This is a genomic window from Fodinibius salinus, from assembly GCF_008124865.1.
GTDB lineage: Bacteria > Bacteroidota > Rhodothermia > Balneolales > Balneolaceae > Fodinibius > Fodinibius salinus.
Window position 1 is genome coordinate 89,943 of the sequence record NZ_VNHY01000002.1, and the last position, 22,129, is coordinate 112,071.

Sequence of the window (22,129 nt, forward strand, 5' to 3'; positions counted from 1 at the left end):
TTCTTAATTGGGATTTCTTCTGATAGAAATAGTGGATTCTTCCTCTCCTATTTCCCAGTTTTTTACAAAGTCTGATACTTCTAGTTTTTCATCAGTAATTTCTTCGGCCAACGTCTCACTTTTAATATAGTCTTTCATTGAATCAACAGCATTGCAAAGATTTTGATTTCCTTCGAATCCAATTATAATGCGATCTTCTACATCAAAGTCTGCTTCTTTACGCATATTTTGGATACGATTTACAAACTCCCGTGCCATACCTTCTTCGATCAGCTCGTCGGTTAACTCGGTATCCAGCGCTACGCTTAGACCATCTTCGGTCTCAACTGACCAGCCTTCGAGCCCGGTACGTACAATTTCGAGTCCATCTTCGCCGAGCTGTACAATGCCCTGGTCCCCCAGGTCAAGCTCTATGGATCCGGTCTCTTCGTACTCAGTAATCTCTTCGGTCGTCAGCTCGGACACTTTAGCAGCCACAGGTTTCATCTTACTGCCCAGCTTACTGCCCAGTTTCGGATAATTAGGTTTTGCTGATTTATGGACAATACCGGAATCATCATCCACAAATTCAACTTTTTTAATATTTACCTCATCCAAAATAATCTCTTTGACTGACTCTATAGCTTGCCGATCATCTTCTTTCTCCACCGGCAAAATTATACGTGACAACGGCTGGCGAACGTTAAGCTCAAGCTTGTTACGCAAGCTCAGCACCATTGATGATATTTGCCGTGCCAGATCCATGCGGTGCTCCAACTGCTTGTCGATAGCTGTTTCTTCTACCGTTGGATAGAACGAAATATGTACCGATTCTTCATCAGCTTCTGTCACTTGGTTCAATCTCTGATACAACCATTCACCCAAAAACGGTGCAATAGGGCTCATCAACTTCGCCAGATCTACCAAGCATTCGTACAACGTTTGATAGGCAGCTGCCTTGTCTAAGCTTTTACCTTCTTTCCAAAAACGACGACGATTGCGGCGCACGTACCAATTGCTGAGCTCTTCAACAAAATCTTCGATGGCACGGGCGGCTTTGGTCGGCTCGTAATCATCCAGGTACTGATCAACTAATTTGACTGTAGTATTTAGTCGAGAAATCACCCAGCGGTCCAGCTCCAGACGATCACCCACGGGAATGGGCGTGCCAGAGTAGTTGAATTCATCAATATTAGCATACATCGCAAAGAACGAATATGTGTTTACGATGGTATTGAAGAATTTGCGCTGCGTTTCTTGCAGCCCGTGCTCACTGAATTTAAGGTTCTCCCACGGAGATGAGTTGCTCATCATATACCAGCGTACGGTATCGGCACCATATTTCTGGATCACTTCAAATGGTTCTACGGCATTGCCCTTGGACTTGCTCATCTTGTTACCGTTTTCATCAAGCACCAGACCGTTAGATACTACGTTTTTGTAGGCCGGCTGATCGAACAGCATCGTCCCCAGTGCGTGCAGGGTATAAAACCAGCCGCGTGTCTGGTCAACGCCCTCGGCAATAAAGTCAGCAGGGAAGTTCTCTTTAAATTTGTCTTTGTTCTCAAAGGGATAGTGCCACTGCGCAAACGGCATCGAACCCGAATCAAACCACACGTCCATCAGGTCGGGGATGCGACGCATGGTACCGCCATCAGGGCCTTCCCACGTAATTTCATCAATATGCGGACGGTGCAGATCAATTTCCACATCATCAGGCAAGCCAGCTTTCTTTTTGAGCTCTTCAATACTGCCAATCACTTCTATGTGCTCGGGATTTTCATCACTCACCCACAGTGGAATAGGAGATCCCCAGTAACGTTGACGTGAGATAGCCCAATCCACATTATTTTCGAGCCAGGTTCCAAATCGGCCGGAACCAGTACTTGGCGGCTTCCAGTTGATTTGCTTGGCATTGTAATCCACCATCTTGTCTTTCACTTCCGTAGTTTCAATAAACCACGACTCTACCGGGTACGACATCAGTGGCGTACCTTTGCGCCAATCATGCGGATAGTTGTGCACATACGTTTCGTGCTTATACATCAAATGCTTGTCTTTGATGGCCCGCGATATAGGCTTGTCGGCATCTTTAAACCATTGGCCTTCATAGTCCGGTACCTGATCGGTAAACCGACCGTCGCCGTCAATGGGGTTAAACATGGGGATGTCATTCTTTTGGCCAGTCTCATAGTCATCGGCACCAAAAGCGGGAGCAGTATGTACTACTCCGGTTCCTTCTTCGGTAGTCACATAATCAGCGGAAACTACTCTCCAAGCATCAGATTTGTCAAACTTTTCGAGCGCATAATTAAAAACCGGCTCATAGTTTTTACCAACTAGGTCTTTGCCGGAGTACTCTTCCACAATTTCATAATCATGGTCAATAACTTCATCAATACACGCTTTGGCCATGATATAATATTCGGTACGGTCGCCTTCCGAAAGCTTAATCTTGGCGTAGTCGATCCCTTCGTTAACGGCCAGCGCCATATTCGAGATAACAGTCCACGGTGTGGTTGTCCAAGCCAAGAAATAGGTGTCTTCCTCATCTTCCAGCTGAAACTTTACAAAGATGGAAGGATCCTGTACTTCCTCGTATCCCAAACTCACTTCGTGCGAAGAAAGTACGGTACCACTGCCGGGCGAATACCACTGAATTTTATACCCTTGATACACCAGCCCTTTTTCATACAGCGTTTTAAACGCCCACCAAACAGACTCGATATAGTCATTATCAAAGGTAATATAGGGGTCATCCAAATCTACCCAGTAGGCCATCCGATTTGTCAGCTCGTCCCAAAGATCTTTATACTCAAGAACACTGTTGCGGCATTTTTCATTGTATTCGGCTACGCCGTACTCTTCCACTTGCTCACGTCCTTCCAGATCCAGTTCCTTTTCAACCTCAATTTCTACCGGCAGGCCGTGGGTGTCCCAACCTGCTTTGCGCTCTACACGGAACCCTTTCAGCGTTTTATACCGGCAAAACATATCCTTAACCGTCCGCGACATCACGTGATGAATCCCGGGCTTGCCATTGGCTGTGGGTGGCCCCTCATAAAACGTAAAGGGTATACCATCTTCGCGCGTGGATACACTTTTTTCAAAAATATTGTGCTCTTTCCACCACTTTAGGGTTTCTACTTCGAGCTTTGAAAAATTTAATTGTTTTACTTCGTCAAACTGTTTACTCATAAAGACCGTTGTACTCAATTGGGCTTTTGGAATGGCTGCTAATACCACATATAACTAATTAGCGTAGCAGAAATTCGTTATCAATTTGTTCATATAGCTAAATGAGCACCTAAGATACAAGTATTAGCTCATCAATTCACATTTTAGAAGTGAATTTTACATTGATGGCAATCTATTAAAAGCAAAGGTGCTAAAAGTTTCAAATTAAAATTCATACAGTGGCGGAACTTCTGCTTTATTATTGAAGTCCATTATATTATCCTTAATACAGCGAATAGGCAATACTATATGTTAAAAAAGTAGTAAAATCTAATCATGGACTTACCTGCAGAATCCCCTATTACGAAAGAAAACCCTTACAAAATTTGTTTTGTCTGCCTTGGCAATATTTGCCGGAGCCCCACAGCCGAGGGTATCTTCCAGCACCTTATTGATGAAGCCGGATTGAGCGAATTTTTTGAAATCGATTCAGCAGGTACATCTGCTTACCATATTGGAGAATCGGCTAACAGTAAAAGTCAACGTACGGCCAATAAGTATGGCATAACCCTGCACTCCAAGGCACGCCAATTTAATGCTTCTGATCTTGAGAATTTTGACTTGGTTTTGGCAATGGATAACGAAAATTTTAATAACGTCTGCCAGATGGCCGATGAACACCATCAATCCAAAATTCGGCGCATGCGTGACTTTGATCCCGATCCGGGGAATCGTGAAGTGCCCGATCCTTATCACGGCGGAGCCGAAGGGTTCGAAAATGTCTTTCAGATTGTTAAGCGCAGTTGCCAACAATTGATTGATGAACTTCGACCACACATCCGGCAGTAATTATGATTCCCGATTCCCTTCGGCACCACATTCAGCAAACACTTGATCAGGAGATTGTATCTGCACAACGTGTTTCCGGCGGAAGCATTAACGAGGCCGGTAAACTTACACTCTCCGATGGTTCAGAGTATTTTCTTAAATGGAATACCACGGCCGATCCGGATATGTTTACCAAAGAAGAAAAAGGATTATCGTTGCTCAAATCCGCCAACACTGGCCTGCGAATACCTGAAGTATTGGTGACCGGACAGACGGATTCTACCGGCTTTCTAATTCAAGAATTTATTATTGAGGGAGAAAAGCACTCCCAATCGGCTATAAAATTTGGACAGGCTCTTGCCAACCTTCATCAGCAACGTGCCCGGAAGTTTGGTCTTGACCATCATAATTACATCGGACGGCTGCCGCAGTCAAATACTCGTCACGAAGATTGGATCTCCTTTTTTATTAACGAACGGATGAAGCCGCAGCTTCAGATGGCTATAGATACCGGAAAGTTAAGCTCAAGTGTAGCAACTCATTTTAAATCAATGTACAATAAGCTGCCAAATATCTTTCCGGATGAAGAACCCAGCCTACTGCACGGCGATCTCTGGGGTGGTAATTATTTTTATGATGATTCGGGACAAGCCACCATTTACGACCCTGCAGTATATTATGGTCATCGCGAAATGGAACTGGCCTTTACTCATCTTTTTGGCGGTTTTTCAAGCCGTTTTTATAAGGCATATAAGGATGTGCATCCTATTGAACCGGAATTTGATCAACGTAAGGATATCTACAACCTATACCCGCTGCTGGTACACACCAATTTGTTTGGAGGGCACTATGCACGGCAGGTAGAGACAATTGCCAAACAGTTTTTATAAGCCAAATGTAATGTAAAGAGGAATTAATAGTAGAGCGACTTGCCAAAATCACTCTACTATATCACAAAGCAATAACAACAATGGCTAAGAAGAAACAAATTATCAGCCTGGTACCGAGTCTTACGGAGTTAATTATTGATATGGGGCTTGGCAACCAGCTCGTGGGTCGAACACGTTTTTGCGTACATCCCCAAGAAGCAATACAGGACATCCCCATTGTAGGCGGCACCAAAAATCCGCGGATTGATAAAATTCATGATATTAGTCCCGATTATATCATCGCCAATAAAGAAGAAAATCGCCCTGAGGACATTAAAAATCTGCAAGATGATGCAGAAATTATCCTTACTGATATTTCCACCATCGAAGAAGCACTATCTGCTATTGAAGAAATTGGATCTATTTTCGATGTCTCCCAAAAAGCAAAAAAACTCATCAGTCAGATCCACCAAAAACTGGAAGAGCGCCCTGATACTCCCCCTCTTGACACCATCTACATGATTTGGAAAGATCCCTGGATGACGATTGGTGGGGATACCTATATCCACGATGTACTAAGCCACTGGAACTTAAATAATATCTTTGGAAATCAGTGCCGATATCCAACGTTTGATCTCCAAGATCTACAATCTTACGAGCCTGAACTCATTTTGCTTAGCAGTGAACCATATCCTTTCAAAGAGAAACATATTGTACAAGTAGAAGAAAAGTGCCCACATGCTCGAGTACTACGAGTTGAAGGAGAATGGTTTAGCTGGTATGGCTCGCGGATGAAGCATGCCTTTGGCCGCCTAAATGGATGGAGGCAAACAATTGCAAATTAGCCCTAACAGCACCCTTCGGTCTTTGTACTGATTATTGTACTATACAACCAATAAAACCGTTATAAAGTCTATGAAAATTACGGGCATCACATACAGGCTTAGCATGCTGGTACTGCTTTTTCTTATAGCTGGTGATATTGGTTTATTGGTGGCTCAAAACAGTCAACACAACGAAGAGCAAGCCAAAGCAATATATATCAATGGGATAGCTGCTTTTGAACAAGAAGACTATCAGCAGGCTCTTACATTACTGCGTTCTGCCTATAAAACACTGCCCGAACATGCCGGCATCAATTTTGCGCTGGCCGATACCTATCTTCGTAATAATGATCTCGGTAATGCCGAGTACTATGCAAATAAAGCAGTTTCTCTGGATCCCCAAAATCTTTGGTATCGCCTTAAACTGGCAAAGATTTACCAAGCCAACGGCAAAACTGATGATGCCATCGAATCATTAAATACTGCACTGCAGAAACATCCCAATAATACAAAACTGCTTCGCAGACTTGCTGAATACTACCGACAAGACAACAAACTGGAAAAGGCGAATACGCTTTATAACAGACTTTTGTACTTGCAGGGGGAACGCATTTCACTGAGGATACAACGGTTGCGGAATTTTAATCGATTAGAAATGCGGGATTCTAGTTTGGCTGAACTGCAAAAAATTCGGGCATTAGACCCACAAAATCCTTCCATACTCCGCCTTATCAGCGAACAATATATGAAAATGAATAATATTGATGAGGCAAGACGGGTACTGCTAAATGCACGTCAACAGAACCTGCTGACCAACTCCAAAAGCACGATGCTGCTGGCGGATATCTATATGCAACAGGCGCAGTGGGATAGTGCTGGTACTTTGCTCAATACAGTAATGGATGATACCTCAATAGCAGTACGAGAAAAACTGAAAGTGGGCCGGCAGTTATATCAAAAAGCGATACGCGATTCTAATAATACCGAACTGCAAACAGCGGCTCAGTCAGTTATACAGCAGCTTATGCAAAACGAACAATCATCCAGCAATGTGCAATCACTGGCCGCTGACTTTTTCGTTGAAACCAATCAGCCTGATCTGGCTTTACAAGCATTAAAACGAACCAATGAGCTGAATCCCTTTAACGACACTGCCTGGAAAAAACGACTAAAAATTCTCTTCTCCAGCGGCAAGGTAGAAGAAACAATTGCTGTAGGAGAAAAAGCAGCAGAACATATTCCCCAAAACCCTGTCATTTTATACTTTCTGGGAAACGCACAACGATCTGCCGGCCAATATGGTCAAGCCATTACAAATTTAAAAGAAGCAACCTTGTTGCCTGCCCGTACGCCACTTAAAACTAACATACTATCTGCCTTGGCAGACAGCTATGCAGCACAAGAAAACTGGAATAAGGCTTTTCAACGATACGAGGAGGCTCTCCGCCATGATCCGCAAAATGCTGTTGTTCTAAACAATTATGCCTATTACTTGTCAAAGCAAAAGCAAAAACTGCAAAAAGCTGAAGAGATGGCCAAAAAGGCCTTCGAACTGGATCCGGATAACCCATCTTATCTTCATACTCTGGGATGGGTTAAATTCCAAAAACAAGAATATCAAAAAGCAAAGCAGCTTATTCGATCTTCATTGGAAGCCCGGCCCGAAAATGCAGAGGCTATGGAACACTTGGGCGATACATTATTTAAATTACGGCAAGACCAACAAGCAGTTAAGTGGTGGAAAAAAGCCTTAGAAGAAGATCCAGCTCGTACTCATCTCAAAGAAAAAATTTCTGCAAATCGTGATTCATAATTGGTCAAAAATATATTTAGGATTGCTCTTGCTTTCTGTGGGACTGGTTTCATGCTCTGGTTCTAAGGAACTGAGTAAGTCCGGCTTTACTGATTCTTCTGTTCCGCCCTCAGATGTCACAGCTTCTATCCCTGACTACCAATCCAGACTACTGACGGTCAAAGGCAAGGGACGAGCAATTGTCAGCGAGCCGGGCAATACGGAACGTGTTACCGTAACGTTTTCGAGTGATACTGCCAAAAGTCTGGTCACTATTCGCAATGGTATTGGCATTAAAGGCGGAGAAATGCTTACCGATGGCGATACGCTTCTTATCTATAACAAAGTGGACAAGCGAGCACGAAAAGTGGCAATCAAAAGTGGAAATATTAACCGCATCAACAAGTTGGCATCGCTCAATATCCTAAAAATGATTCACTACCCAATAAACGCTGAAAATGTACAGCGAGTCCAAGAGAATAAATCGTTGTATAAAATACGGCTCTCATCGGGTACTTACGTTTTAGTGGACAAAGAATCGGGGTTCATTAGGCAAGTTACCCCTCCTGCTAATTCTGCATTGCCTTATTCCAAAATTACTTATGATTCATACGCTTCTGTAGAAGGGTTCATCCTTCCGCGAAGAATTAGTATATTTGGAGCAAATAAACAGTCAAAAGTATCGTTACAGCTTACAGAACTGGACTTAAATCCACAGTTGAATCAACTAACCCTTAATATTCCGGACGACATACCCATTTATTACCAATGAAAAAGATGAAATACACTTTTTTGCTCTTGGTGTCAGTGCTTATCGGCTGGAATATCCCTGCTCAGGCACAGAACTATAAACAAGAGCGTGCTCAAATTGCAGAAAAGCAGAAAAACATCCAGATACAAATAGGGGAACTTAATCAGCAGATTCAGCAGTATGAGCAACGACTAAAGCGTGCGACTCAAAAATACGAAGCACTCTATCAAAAATACCAGGATCTGAAAAAAGTTATTGCCCTTCAAGATCAAAAGATCAAAAATCTACAGGCTGAACAACAACAGGTACAAAAAGAGATTAATGTGACCAGCAATTCTCTTGAGGAAAAAAGAGAAGAACTAAAACAGCTTATTGCTAAATATAAAAAGACACTCAGCTATCTATATAAACACGGCAGGACAACTCAATTGGCCCTAATTCTGTCATCCTCATCCATCAACAAAATGCTGGTGCGCTCTTTTTATCTGGATAAATTCAGTAACTACCGGGAAAAACAAGCCCAGCAAATTCGGCAAGCTGAAAAGGAGCTTGAAAAAACAAAAAACCAACTTGTCGAAGCACGTCAAAAAAATAAGGAAGTACTGCAAAATATTACCCAGGAAAAAGAGCGACTTGCAAAACAACAACAACAACAATCCCAAAACGTGGCGCTTCTTCGCGAAAACAAAGAAGAAATTCAGCAGTCACTGCAACAATCAAAAGAAGAAAAAGAAAATTTAAATAACCGTTTTTCCGAACTTATTGAAAGAGATAAGAAGCTTCGAAAACAACAACAAGAACGTCGCCAGCAGCGTGAAGCCAATCGCAAAGATAAGTTGGCTGCAGCCAAAAAAATTAAGGACGATACCAAACGTGCTAAAGAGGTAGCTAAATACTCGGAACCCATAAAGCCTGCTAATTTTATAAGTTCTGACCGGCTTGAAGAAATTGAACAGGAATTTGCTCAAAAAAAGGGACGTCTGCCATGGCCGGTTGACAGCCGCACAGTATCTGAACATTTTGGTAAGAGCCGACATCCCGTTTTTGGTACGGTTACTCCCAATCCCGGTATCGAAATTGTCACTGATTCCCAAGCTCGTGTCCGCGTAGTTGAGGATGGCTATGTTATTGCTATTCAACCTTTGCCCGGTTACGGCGATGTTATATTGGTTAAACACGGCCGTTTCATCACTGCTTACGGCAACTTGAGCCAAATTATGGTAAATAGTAATGAGATCTTGACCCAAGGAGATGTTATTGCACTGTCAGGCAGTGATAACTCCGTAAAGGGAAAAAGCCTCTTTTTCCTGATTCGTGAAAACGACAAAAATCTTGACCCCGAAAAGTGGTTGCAAACGAAGGCACTATCCAGCGCTTACTAATTGGATTGAGGGTGTAATTGTTGCTATTTTAAATTCACAAATTTCTACGCTCTTAACTCATATTTTATGATAAACTGGCAACGCACCTTCGCTTTTGTAACCGGATCTATCGTAGTCGGATTAGCAATTATTCTCGTCTCTAACAGTTTTATCCAATATGTTGCTCGCGAAGGCACCACAGGCTATCTGTTTTTATTTGGATTTGGACTAATATACCTAAATCTGAATTTTGGCTTTAGCCGTCGCTTTATGATGAAGGCAATGAACATCAGCTGGATATGCTATCTGATGGCCATTTTTACCATCTTGCCTACCATTTTCTGGATCTACACAAAAGATGTGGGATTGGGAAAAGCACAGCTTTTCTTTGCCCTGACGGTTATTTTTGCTGCTTTTCTCGGTGCTTACTTTGGAATCCGTCGAGGTGTGGTGAAACGAGCACAGTATATCCAGCAAATGAAAGATGACGACCAAGAGTTACCGAAATCACTGAGGCGTCCCCATGATGATGTAAGTATTAATTAACCAACCTTTTCTACAAGTATTTTAATTTTAATAGGGAGATGCAGCAGATATCAACCCATCATGGAGATGGCAAGCGGAATCTATAATACGGTGCTTCCGATTCCGCAAAGACGGACAGGCTAACAGTTATCAACTCTCAATGAGTTTCAAAATTAAAAAGGCTGCCTGATTGACCAGGCAACCTTTACTACACAAATTGGAAATATACCTTAGTTAAACAAATAAAAATCTATTCCAATATTGGCCTGCAAGGCACGGGAATCAGCGCGAAAGAGCCGATCACTCTCCCAGTCATATCCTATTTCGGTAAACAAACCAATTGTATTGCTCATTCGATAGGCTAACCCTGCACGTAAACCAAATCGAACGCGGAAATTTTCTGCTGCTCCCTGAGTATTGGCAAGTGTGTTAAGTCCCATGTTATTGCCAAACATTAAATTCATTTGTGTGTATGGCTGCAGGCGATTTGTGCGAAACGGATAAACACGAACAAGAGGCCCCACGCCCCAACTGCCTACTCCAAAACTATTATTCGGGCTATCTACAAAAAAGCTAGTCAGTATCTGAAATCCTACTCCCAACCGCTGCGACATCATACGTACATCACGATACACGAATTCAAGCTCAGAGCTGCCATCGGTTATCAGGGGATTATTTTCTTTATAAGTAAGGTCGCCCAAACTGTGAATATTTGCCGTTAAACCATGGATACCAACATCAGAGCGCAATTTTTTGAGTCCCGAATCGGACTGCCCCTCTGATTGGCCGAAAACCGGCTGGCTTACAATCCCCGTCAACAGTAACGACAGCAGGGCAAAACTTAAAATTCTAGTAGCTTTATTAAATTTATGCGTAATCATTGTGCGTTTATTTCTTGCTAAATTCTGTGAAAACAGCTTTTTGAAGAGCCTGTAAAATTGCCTAATAATTTGTACAGTTACAATAACTGACTCAAATTATAATTGTTGCATAAACAACCCATTTTAACAGATTAACAATGGCTGAAAATTAAAGTCAATTCAATCAATCCGAGGTTTTTCTAAACATCATATTTCTACTATAAAATATTCCTCCCAGTAGTTATCAAAAAAGGAACTTCCATATCAACTATATTCCTGAGCATCACAATGTTATCACTTAAAAAATAATCTGCATTCCCAGCTCTATTCCAACCTTATAGCCAATACGATTATAAGGATCAGATTTACCATGGCTGCGGCCAACTCCTAACAAATGACTATTTCCCTGCCAGTTATCAAAATCCACTCCAATATTTTATAACTTCTAAGGGTCAAAAAATATATAATTAATCCATTCCTATATTTTGGAAACCAACCTGCGACATATCCCAGACCTGCCTGTGCCACAGTGGTGTGTAAACGGCCACGTACATACCATTGCCCGTTCGTGGCTGGGCGACACAACGTTACCGGATGTTAACCGGATCGAAATTCCTACCCCCGATGATGATTTTCTGGAACTTGATTGTGCCATACATCCCAATTCTGAATCTGTCATTATATTATTTCACGGTCTGGAAGGTTCTTCTGAACGATACTACATCGTAGAACTGATGAAAGAACTACTTGAGGAGGAGTATTCGGTCGTAGCCGTTAACTTTCGCAGCTGCGGATCGCGAATGAACAATCAGCCGCGATTTTATCACTCTGGAGAAACCAACGATTATGCCACAGTATTCAACTGGATTTCCCAGCAATATCCCGACAAAAAAATGGGCGCTGTGGGATTTTCACTTGGCGGTAATGCACTACTCAAATCACTGGGAGAAGAAGGGAGTGGCCACCCGCTTGATGCTGCTATAGCCGTGTCAGTTCCTTACGATTTACGGCTTGGATCCATCAGGCTATCCAAGGGATTTCATCGCCTTTATGAATATCGGTTCTTGCGCACGCTAAAGAAGAAGCTGGTATTAAAACGGCAAGACTTCCCCAACCTGCCACAGTTTACCGGCTCTACACTTTTTGAATTTGATGATCAAATCACAGCGCCGATACACGGATTCAAAAGTGCAGAACATTATTACGAACAGTGCTCGGCCCGCCGTTTTATAACGGATATCCAAATTCCCACATTACTCGTCCACAGCCGGGAAGACCCGCTTTGTCCCGTCGAGGCTATGCCGGTTGCCAAAATATTTGACCACTCGAAAATCGATTACATCATTACCGAACAAGGCGGACACGTGGGTTTTTGGAGTCAACCGAAGGGATGGCTCAATTATATCATCAGAAACTATTTGCATAAAAAGCTAACAGAATCACTATAGATCTAACGATTGGTAATTAACATTTATCTTTAGTGAACTGAATGGTAGTCATCTTTGTTAAAATCTACAGTTTTAGAACAGAAAGAATTAATACATTATTATAAATGGTTATTATTATCGGCGCAGGCCCCATTGGGCTGGCTACTGCTATCGAACTAAAAAAAAGAGATATTCAGGCAAAAATTATTGAGCGCGGCTGCTTGGTCAACAGCATCTTTCACTATCCCAAAGACATGACGTTTTTCTCGACCTCCGAGCGGCTGGAGATTGGCGGTGTACCCTTTATTTCGCACAACGATAAACCCACGCGCCGCGAAGCCCTGGAATACTACCGACGTGCCGCCGAAAGCTACGATCTTGACGTCCATCTTTATGAAGAAGTGCAAGATGTTGAGGGCAGCGACCAATCTTTTGCCGTAAAGACCGACCAGGGAACCTATCAGGCACAAAAAATTGTAGTGGCCACAGGGTTTTATGACATCCCTAAAATGATGGATATCCCGGGTGAAAGTCTCGATAAGGTGCGACATTATTATGATGAAGCTCACGCCTATGCCTGGCAGGACCTGCTTGTCATTGGCGGAGGAAATTCAGCCGTTGATGCGGCACTACAAACCTACCGGTCACATGCCAATGTAACACTGGCCGTTCGTGATGATGATATCAAAGAATCAGTTAAATACTGGGTAAAACCGGACATCAGAAATCGTATAAAAAATGATGAAATTACCGGCTATTTTAATACGGAAGTGAAGGAGATCAAACCGAAAGAAGTTGTGCTCGATACACCAAACGGTACCAAAACCATTCCTAATGATTTTGTACTAGCCATGACGGGATATCAGCCAAATTTTGAACTAATGACAAAATTTGGCATTGAGCTCAGCGACGATAAGGATAAGATGCCAATCTATGACGATCATTCACTGGAAACTAATCGAGGAGGGATGTATGTAGCGGGTGTTGTTTGCGGAGGAATGGATACCAGCAGCCTGTTCATAGAGAATACGCGCGTCCACGCCGAACACATTGCCAATGACATTGAGCGAAAATTGCCCTGATTACTGATGAACAGCAAGGAGTAATTTTTGGGACCATTTCACCCTAGAATTTTGTGCAACCATCAAAAATATCAGGTGCTAATAATAGCTACAGGTTGAAGTTATTTTCTAATTAGGTAAAGTCTTACAATTAGAAAATATGCTATAAAATGAAGCAGAATAGATAATCCGCAAAAATTCTCTCAGCCATTTATGTGCAGCAAAAAAAGAGAGGGTAAGCAACCTACATCACGCCGCTACAACCTCCTACCGCTGCTACCTTCCGGTCCTGACGGAGTTTAGAGGGAGCTGGCTGCGTAGGGCCTACCCTCGAAGTGATAAAGATAAAATTTTTGGGGGTTTAATGCCAACTGAAGAAGGAGTAAATTTATTTTTTCTTCATCACATAAACACCGTCCCAATGCTTGTCAGGAGGGTTCTCTTTCATACGTTTACAACGGTCCAGGTAAATAGCAGAGGGATTGGTTCGGTTACTATTTTGATCGTTCGTAACCGCTTGTTCAAGCTCCAGAGAACGTTCAAAAAATTGGTGCGCGGCATCCCACTGTCGGTTTCGATATGCTTCTATCCCTTTTTCAAAATGCTCCTTGCATTCAAACTGCTGTTCGGAAAGATGATCCCGAAGACCCATAATTTCATATACGTCAACCGGCTGAGTGCGTCCCTTTACGACGATACGATCAATTAAACGGAACACACAGCGGTCACCATATTGCTGAGCCTCCTCTTTTGTTGCAGCTGTCACCATTGTATAAATACCGTACTGTTTGGATCCGGTTTCACAGCGGGAGGCTAAGTTAACATCGTCGCCCATCATGGTATAATTAAAACGACTTTCCGAACCCATATTCCCGGTTACAATGGTTCCGGTGTTAATCCCTATACGAGCACGCATGTGTTGAACCAGCTCTGGCCACTGCTCATCGTCATTTTCCCATTTGGATTGGAGCTCAGTCAACTTTTGCTGCATAAGTTGTGATACCACACAAGCTTTGTATGCATGATCTTCCTGCGGTACGGGAGCCCCGAAAAAAGCCACAATTGCATCACCGATATATTTATCCAACGTACCATCATGTTCCGTCAAAATATTGGTCATTGCTGATAAATATTCATTTAGAAGTTTGACCAATTGTTCGGCCGGCAATTGTTCAGATATTGTTGCAAATGATTCAATATCACTGAAAAAAGCCGTTATATAAATTTCATCACCCCCCAGTTTGGGTTCTTCTTGGTGTGCCACCATCTCCTCAACAACGGCGGGCGAAACGTAAGACGAAAATAATCCCCTAATGCGACGCTTTTCGCGCTGCTCAATCACATATTCATAACTCTGCATGCTAATATATCCAACTGTTAGTGCCGTCATCATCGATACAAAATCCAACACATATCGAAACCACAGAAAGCCGCCAAGTACCGCAGCGGTAACACAAGCACCAGCTATTAAATACAGTGCAAACCCCCAAAAGCCAGATGTGTTACGAACACCCAAAACAGCCAATATTATGAGTCCCAGCAATACTAATAAATTTATTCCTGGCGGCACATAATAAATATATTTTCCCGACAGAATGGTCTGGATAGCATTGGCATGCATCTCAACTCCCGGCATTATATTTTGATCAGCAAAAGGAGTAGAATGCAGATCATTTAATTCGGGCATGGTGGCACCTATCAGCACAATTTTGTCCTCAAAAACACCCGACTGCTTGAGCCCAAATCTCGGATCGGAAAAGCTGTTAATCTGAAACGAAGAATCTTCGGACGCTAACACAATCGTTGAATCATCAATAACGGTTTCGTACGAAAAACGAGGAAAGGTTCCCGGGCCACCGAAATAGTTTATCGTCATTAAATTGCTGCTATACAGAGGAATCGAATACGGACCGAATGTTAATTTTTCTGCCGACTTGTCGATATTCTGCTTATCCATGTCATTGAAAAAAGCTAGAAGCTCAAGCCCAAGCGACAGATATCGCTCATCATTATAAGCCATATCCAAAATATATTGGCGGATTTTTGCATCGGCATCTTTGGTTGACCGTACAATACCTACTGGATTCTTATTAGCCGATTGCAGAACCTCATTCGGCCGTACAAATGTAGTAGAGATAGAACTGCTGCCTCTTCCGCGGTTTTGCTTTTCATGCTGGATACTACCCCCTAAAATAACATTGCCATATTTTTTTATAGCACCAGCAAATAGGGTATCATTTGTTAAGCTATAGTTGTCACGCTGATCAAAAATGACATCAAAACCAATAACTTTTGCACCGGCCTCATTAAGGTGTTCAACTAGCTTGGCATGTAAGTTAGTAGGCCAGGGATATTTGTACGGAATTTCTTGATCGGCTTGCTGGCTAATAGATACGATAACAACTGATGAATCTTCGATAGCAACTGGCCCCCGAATCTCATAGAGCTGATCAACTACATTTAGCTTAAGATTATTCACGGGTGAAGAAAAGGAAAGTAAAATCGTTATGAACAAACTAAACAATACAAGGCCCGATAAAATCAAGTAACTTGACCAGTGTTTAAAATTGTTTGTCATAACCTAAAAGTTGAAGATATATCGTGCCTGCAAAAGATAATCATTAGGAATACCCGCCCGGGAAAGTGGATTTGCAACATTTGAATACCGCCCATTCAGTCGCACAGACTGGCGGTCTGTAATATTATACTGTCCACCAATGTTAATAATATAGGCATTACTTTCGGACATAGAGGCAGTGTCTAACACATAATAATCGTCCCTGCTTTCTTGCGGGGTTCCGTTATCAGCTGGATCTAAACTATTTGTTTCCATCGTATTTTTAGTAAAGGCCAGAGAAGCATCCAGGCTCAAGGTATTATCCCAAAAGAACATTGATCCGCCCAGCTGAAAACCCCATATATCGATATTGCTTAGACCACTCCCACTTTCAGTACTATTCCAATTAATGCTCAAAGAGGTTTGGTAAGGTTTATTTTGAAATCGATTTATAATTTGCATTGATAAGCTATTGCTAAGCGTACCCCCAAAGGCCGATACTTGATCATTTGTTTTTGTATATGAATAACTTAGACTGGAATTATGGGTTATGCCCCAGAGAGAAAATTCCTGAGATATTGAGGTATTCAACTGATAGGTATCTGCAGACTGAGGTGTCGGGGCAATAACTGTATCTGTGCCTGTAATATCAAAATTTTGCAGCGCTTTTTTTTGCAGGTTATTTGGGACAAAAGGATTTAACAATGACACATTGTTATCACGCCCCCGGTGCAGAAATCCTACACTTACCTGAGGCAGATCTTGACTAATGGGATACCAACTTACATTCAGGCGCTGTGTATTCGTCGTTGTAGTCGCTCTTTTTGTATTTGATACATTATCCTGCAGATGCTCATAACCAACTGTGAGATAAATGCGATTTCCCATCAGTTGAATCTGATCAGAAATGGTGACACCCGCAATATCACCTCTGATGGTGCGATTAGCCAGTGAATTGTAGCCAGGGCCGACCCACCGGTAACGCACACTTAAATTATTATCAAAATATTTGAGCCCAAGCTTCGACTGAAAAGCGACATTGGAGGTAGGAAATACAATGTCAGACGTAGTTTCTGTACCATTGTTTTCGAAATTAAACGGTAGGGTATTCATATTTTGATTGATAATAATGAGCCAAGACAACCGATCCAGCAGATTTTTTGTACTATTATCCAGAGAAAAACCCAACTGCCCAGCTGTTTCTTTATCTAAAGGACCCCGGCTGATATCATTGTTCAGCAAGCTTATTCCCGCATCAGCCTGTAACATAATCCGACTATCGTCAAATCGCATTTCAAGGTCTGAGGCAGCCACAAAGTTTCCTTTTGGCCGCGGGTTCCCTTCCACACTTAACAAGTCGGGATTTTGAGATAGCTGCTGTTGTTTTGAAGAACTCAAATTCTGAATCAATTGTGGATTTTGATTCATTAAAGAATTAAAACCGTCAATCTCATTGATAGAATTAGTATCATCCTGCACCTTTAAAAAGTTAAGTCCAAACTCAAAACTATCACCGCGCTCAAATCCCAGGCGGGTTCCCGCAATATTACGCTTATAGGTACCACTACCTCCACCCTGAGTACGCAGCACATATGAATTTGCTAAGGTATCCTGCCCAAAAACTTCTGGTTCTTCACTTACATTTTGATAAATATTGTCAATACCGCGCCGCAACTTGCCGTAAATAACACGCAGATTTACGGCATCATGCCACGCATGTAACCCTACATTCAGCCCCTGCATACGCTGACCAGCAATCGTCAATGAATTCAAAGTGGGATAGACATGACCGGCTTCAAATTCAAGCCAATCTCCCACATAAATATTAGCACTGTACCTGTTTTGAGGCTGTAACCGCAAATCTTCTTGGGATGTCAATCGTCCATATAACGAATATGAGATATCACCTCTTTGTCCGGACAACTGAACATTACCGCTTAAAGCATCATTAGAGATGCCCCCGACATCTTGTGTGCGTGCAGCAACTTCTATATTACCCTTTGGCTTCCAGCTCTCATTTTGTTGGCCGGCTTGGTGAACAGCTGTTTCCGGATCTAAAACAGAAAACGACCATTGGGCAATAGTCAATGTCGTATCAGTTTTTAGAAGATTAAATTCTGCAGTGTGATCACCGGCCGAAAGGCCGTCCGGCGAATAGGTATAAAAATAATCGCTGGCATTGGCCTGACCAGTCACATCCTCTCCATCAACCAACATCTGAAATGAGGTGTTTGCGGTATCAATCTCACTAGAATTATAGAATAGCGTCAGTGCTACTACCACATCACTCTTTGATATCGTAGCGCCGGGTTCGGGCGATAAAATTGTATAATCTATGCCTGTCTCTTGAACACGCCGTTCGCGATCTGTTTTATGGGTCTCTACCAGCCGTACACTTACCGGGGATTCAGCCGCCTGCCGTGGATACGTTACCGTTTTACCGTTTTGAAGCTGAATTTTAAAATAATACTCCAATCCCTGTGCTTGTTTATCAGCTATCGAAACAGGAATAACAAAATTTGAACCTTCCAACGTTGCTTTTTTCTGTCGATAGGCTATTTCATTGCTCCCCCGATAAAACAAATACGCTTCCTGTACATCGTTGGGCCTGATACCCGGAGTTGAAAACGAAAGTGTTGTCAACGCTCCCCGCTCAATAACAGTGGGCTGTTGATGGCGCACCTGTGGCTCATCAATATTTTCCGCCTCTACACCGACATGGCTAAACACCAATATTAAACCGAAGAACCATGCCAAGTGGATGTTCTTTATTATACTGTATCCACCCTTGTTCCCCATATATATCCTTTTACGGATTAGTTGTCGTTTTCAAAAACTCTCAGCTTTATAATCTGCTCTTGACCATTATTATCAATAAAGCGCAATTCATAGATAACAGGAGTCAGATCCTTATCCATCTTATCAAAATCTTTTCTCTTGGTTTCGACCTCTTCTTTGCTCAGCTCCCCCGTTTCAATGGATCCGTCCTGCTGCACCTGTCCATACATTTGGTCTGTCAGCGTTGCAGTTTCGTCAGAACCATCAATAAGAAGCTGTACCCGCCCCTCCTGTACCCAAAAATAATTCTTGGATGATGCTCCAAACTCTGTCCCCTTTACCGAGGCTACGGTCGTGCTGGTAGCAACTTCAAAATTTTCGGACGATTGGTTTGCTACATTGAGGAAAATTTCGCCTGTCTCAAGCCCAATGCGTGTATTCGTATTTTGTTTCCCCTCGATCTCTCCCTGAACCACCAATTGTGATTCGGGCTTCACTTTAACCAAACTTTTGTCCATGAACTGCACCAGTGCAAAGCCATTCTCATTGGTACGGAGAGTATCATTATTATAAAGAGGACGACCTCGTTTTTTAACATTCTGTAGCTCTCCGGACTTTTTAATATCCACATTGGGCTTAAACTTTTGTACAAAAGCAAGCGGTCGATCTGCAGGCGGATCGTACACAGATCCCGAAAGCAAAATACTGGCAGCACACATGAAGACAAAAACCTTACCGAACAGCCAAAACTTCTTCATAATAATTACTGATTTTCGATTAAAATAGATACGTCACCTCGCTCTGCTTTCCGATTTAGCTCAATAAGCTGCTGTACCGCCTGACCATCCCGGAATACATTATCATCAACTTTAACAGATTCAAAGGTATATCCATCTTCTCTGAGCTGCTGCAACCGACTGCCCAAAATACTTTGTAAAGCCTTAGAGAACTGCCTGCCTTGCGACGTGGTTACCCGATCCTGATTAGCAGCAAGCGTAAAGTTCCAGATTTCCGATTCTCTGGTTTCAGTACCCGCCGTTGTATTTAATTGCCTGATTACACGCCAATAATATGTTTTGCCGGGTTCCAGTTGTTGCGCGCCGGTATTGGGATACTGAAACCCAGGCTGATCAATCATAACATCCAGCATCTCATAATCTACTAAGGAACCACCGGCAGACACACCATTCTTTTGTGTAGCAGCCGAACTTTCGGCACCTTCCAGCAAAGATTGTGGGCTGTCATTTTCCTTGGACTCAACGACCAGCAGTCTATATCTGCTTGTTGCCTGACCCTGCCATTGAAAGTAAGGGTATGGATTTGCAATACTTTCACCTTCAGCACCACCAGGAGATAACAAATAAAAATCCTGAGAATCTTCAGTCAAATTTGTACCCACTTCCGCTGTTGCAGATGCAACTTTTAGCTGCTGGCCTGAACCCTGAAAAATATTGACAGTTACCCGGTAACGATCAGGCGGCAAAGAACCGGAGCCCTGCAAGCTATTAACAAAATCAGTGCCTGCTGGCGTTAAGTCTCCTTCAAGAATAACCTGTTCTTCAACCCCCGGCAAACCATTGCTTATCGTATTATTCGTTGCATATATCTGCTCACCCGGACCCAAACTAAATGGCTGGCTGCTCCGCTGCGTAGCACGAGCTATAGTACCAATTCTATCTGAATTAACAATCACTTCGAAATAAAGATTTTCGGCAGCTGAGGTTGTATTTTGGTTCCGCAAGAACATTCTAAAGAGGTTGGGGCCGCGGCCATCATTGGTAATAAGTGATTGAACATCAATTGCCTGAGATTGGATAAGCGTTTTGTTTGGCTCAACGCGTAGTTCAAGATCGGCATTTTGCGCTCTCACCTCAGTGGCCCAAAAACTAAAAAGGGCAACACATATAGTTAACAAGGTTAAGTTTCTCATATCGTCCTCCAACTTTTATCTGAATCAACCCCTAATACATATCCTCAATGAAGTTTTCTAAAAAAATGGAACAATTATACTTTAAGCAGGTATCAATAATTAAGAAATGCTGATAAATCAAGAAAAGCAAATAACCTTGATGCGATAGAAGTGGAAAAGTGGAGCTAGAGAGACTTGAACTCTCGACCTCTTGCATGCCATGCAAGCGCTCTAGCCAACTGAGCTATAGCCCCATTTCTGAAATGGATGCAAAACTAAAAAAAATTTTACCAAGATGTTATCTTTTTTATTTAATTTCATTAATGGTTTTACAATAATCTATTTTTAACTATAATAAAGACAGAAAACTCGTAATTAATCGGGCAAAAAGTTTTAGATTATTTACTAAACCCCTATTTTCAAATAGTTTACAAATCAAATCCCAAATATATATCGTATCACGATGATAAATTCAAAATTAATTATACTTGTTTCTTCCCTTTTTCTCGGGATGACATTATTTATAGGTTGTTCCGGATCAGAAGAGTTACGCGCTCCTTCAGAACGTACTATGGAATATCTCCAGTCTCTGGACGATGAAACCTTGCGTTCACTGGATACAGACAGCGATGGTCTTAATGACTATCAGGAAATGAATGAAACCAACACCGATCCTTTGACTGCCGACAGTGATGGCGACGGTCTAAATGACGGTGCTGAAGTAAATGAGTTTAATACCGATCCCAATACTGCTGACAGTGACGGAGACGGCCTTAATGACGGTGAAGAGGTTAACTCTTACAACACCGATCCTAATAATGCTGACAGTGATGGTGACGGCCTAAATGACGGTGAAGAAGTAAACGAATACCGTACCGATCCTAACGCCGCTGATTCTGATGGCGACGGACTCAATGATTATGACGAAATCAACAAACATAATTCTGATCCTAATAAATCAGACTCAGACGGAGATGGATTCTCTGACTCTCAAGAGTTAGAGATGGGTACCAATCTCACAAATGCCGATGACCCTGTTTACCTTAAAAAGAGTGATCTGAAAACGATCAACTTTGCTTTCGACAAGTCTAATATCGATAAGCAGGCGGCTAAGATTTTGAAAGCAAATATCAAAAAGTTGATGAAGACTGATAAGTTCCGCGTTCGTATTGATGCATACACTGACCACGTTGGGGGAGACCAATATAACCTACGTCTCAGTAAGCGACGTGCAGAATCCGTTACACAATTCTATATTGATAACGGAATCTCTAAGGACCGCATCGAATCTCGAGGACTAGGAAAAGCGCCTAAGCCTTGCATGGATATGACGGAAGACAGAGGCTGCCGCAAGAATCGTCGCGCAGAATCTCATCCTTTAAGCAATTTGAAGTATGAGCCAATGAATTAATCTTTATTCATTGACTGACT

16 protein-coding genes, 1 tRNA gene and 1 other RNA gene are annotated in these 22,129 nt (G+C 42.4%); 10 read left to right on the forward strand and 8 right to left on the reverse strand.

The window, feature by feature from the left end; translation table 11 throughout:
* Nucleotides 1–3: 3 nt before the first annotated feature.
* Nucleotides 4–3,177 carry an isoleucine--tRNA ligase gene (gene ileS / locus LX73_RS05255; protein WP_148898445.1) on the reverse strand — a complete coding sequence of 1,058 codons (3,174 nt, stop codon included), beginning with the start codon at nucleotides 3,175–3,177 and terminating at the stop codon, nucleotides 4–6.
* Between the two features lie 315 nt (nucleotides 3,178–3,492).
* Between ileS and LX73_RS05260 the strand changes: the two genes are divergently transcribed.
* From LX73_RS05260 to LX73_RS05290, 7 genes are all read left to right on the forward strand, one after another.
* The gene (locus tag LX73_RS05260) at nucleotides 3,493–4,005 is read left to right on the forward strand and encodes a low molecular weight protein-tyrosine-phosphatase (RefSeq protein ID WP_148898446.1); all 513 of its coding nucleotides are present in this window, start codon (nucleotides 3,493–3,495) and stop codon (nucleotides 4,003–4,005) included.
* Nucleotides 4,006–4,007: 2 nt separating this feature from the next.
* Nucleotides 4,008–4,874, forward strand: a complete 867-nt coding sequence (locus LX73_RS05265; RefSeq protein ID WP_148898447.1) for a fructosamine kinase family protein — start codon at nucleotides 4,008–4,010, stop codon at nucleotides 4,872–4,874.
* Between the two features lie 80 nt (nucleotides 4,875–4,954).
* Nucleotides 4,955–5,698, forward strand: coding sequence for a helical backbone metal receptor (locus LX73_RS05270; RefSeq protein WP_148898448.1), 744 nt, complete (start codon nucleotides 4,955–4,957; stop codon nucleotides 5,696–5,698).
* A 70-nt stretch (nucleotides 5,699–5,768) separates the two neighbouring features.
* Nucleotides 5,769–7,490 carry a tetratricopeptide repeat protein gene (locus LX73_RS05275; protein WP_148898449.1) on the forward strand — a complete coding sequence of 574 codons (1,722 nt, stop codon included), beginning with the start codon at nucleotides 5,769–5,771 and terminating at the stop codon, nucleotides 7,488–7,490.
* 22 nt (nucleotides 7,491–7,512) lie between these two features.
* Nucleotides 7,513–8,241, forward strand: a complete 729-nt coding sequence (locus LX73_RS05280) for a DUF4292 domain-containing protein (RefSeq protein WP_211359370.1) — start codon at nucleotides 7,513–7,515, stop codon at nucleotides 8,239–8,241.
* Nucleotides 8,238–9,602, forward strand: coding sequence for a murein hydrolase activator EnvC family protein (locus LX73_RS05285; protein WP_148898451.1), 1,365 nt, complete (start codon nucleotides 8,238–8,240; stop codon nucleotides 9,600–9,602). Before LX73_RS05280 ends, LX73_RS05285 begins: the two co-directional genes overlap by 4 nt.
* Nucleotides 9,603–9,668: 66 nt before the next feature.
* Nucleotides 9,669–10,127: a hypothetical protein gene (locus tag LX73_RS05290; RefSeq protein WP_148898452.1), complete on the forward strand. Its 459-nt coding sequence runs from the start codon at nucleotides 9,669–9,671 to the stop codon at nucleotides 10,125–10,127.
* A gap of 209 nt (nucleotides 10,128–10,336) precedes the next feature.
* Here LX73_RS05290 and LX73_RS05295 read toward each other — a convergent pair whose 3' ends face one another.
* Nucleotides 10,337–10,987: a hypothetical protein gene (locus LX73_RS05295; protein WP_148898453.1), complete on the reverse strand. Its 651-nt coding sequence runs from the start codon at nucleotides 10,985–10,987 to the stop codon at nucleotides 10,337–10,339.
* Between the two features lie 464 nt (nucleotides 10,988–11,451).
* On the opposite strand from LX73_RS05295, the gene LX73_RS05300 reads away from it, so the two are divergent.
* On the forward strand, nucleotides 11,452–12,414 hold the full coding sequence (locus LX73_RS05300) for a YheT family hydrolase (RefSeq protein WP_170245591.1): 963 nt from the start codon (nucleotides 11,452–11,454) through the stop codon (nucleotides 12,412–12,414).
* Between the two features lie 104 nt (nucleotides 12,415–12,518).
* Nucleotides 12,519–13,475 (forward strand): YpdA family putative bacillithiol disulfide reductase, encoded by a 957-nt coding sequence (locus LX73_RS05305; RefSeq protein ID WP_148898455.1) that lies wholly within the window; start codon nucleotides 12,519–12,521, stop codon nucleotides 13,473–13,475.
* Nucleotides 13,476–13,684: 209 nt separating this feature from the next.
* Here the strand turns inward: LX73_RS05305 and ffs are convergent.
* From ffs to LX73_RS05335, 6 genes are all read right to left on the reverse strand, one after another.
* Nucleotides 13,685–13,784: signal recognition particle sRNA small type (gene ffs / locus LX73_RS05310), an RNA gene on the reverse strand.
* A 58-nt stretch (nucleotides 13,785–13,842) separates the two neighbouring features.
* A complete protein-coding gene (locus LX73_RS05315) occupies nucleotides 13,843–16,032 on the reverse strand; it encodes a CHASE2 domain-containing protein (protein WP_148898456.1) in 2,190 nt (729 codons plus the stop codon).
* A 3-nt stretch (nucleotides 16,033–16,035) separates the two neighbouring features.
* A complete protein-coding gene (locus LX73_RS05320) occupies nucleotides 16,036–18,810 on the reverse strand; it encodes a hypothetical protein (RefSeq protein WP_148898457.1) in 2,775 nt (924 codons plus the stop codon).
* 17 nt (nucleotides 18,811–18,827) lie between these two features.
* Complete coding sequence (locus LX73_RS05325; protein ID WP_148898458.1) at nucleotides 18,828–19,547, reverse strand: FecR family protein; 720 nt, start codon at nucleotides 19,545–19,547, stop codon at nucleotides 18,828–18,830.
* A gap of 5 nt (nucleotides 19,548–19,552) precedes the next feature.
* On the reverse strand, nucleotides 19,553–20,719 hold the full coding sequence (locus tag LX73_RS05330) for a hypothetical protein (protein ID WP_148898459.1): 1,167 nt from the start codon (nucleotides 20,717–20,719) through the stop codon (nucleotides 19,553–19,555).
* 159 nt (nucleotides 20,720–20,878) lie between these two features.
* A tRNA-Ala gene (locus LX73_RS05335) sits at nucleotides 20,879–20,952 on the reverse strand.
* 209 nt (nucleotides 20,953–21,161) lie between these two features.
* Here LX73_RS05335 and LX73_RS05340 point away from each other — a divergent pair.
* Nucleotides 21,162–22,109: an OmpA family protein gene (locus LX73_RS05340; protein WP_246138168.1), complete on the forward strand. Its 948-nt coding sequence runs from the start codon at nucleotides 21,162–21,164 to the stop codon at nucleotides 22,107–22,109.
* The last annotated feature ends 20 nt before the right edge of the window (nucleotides 22,110–22,129 follow it).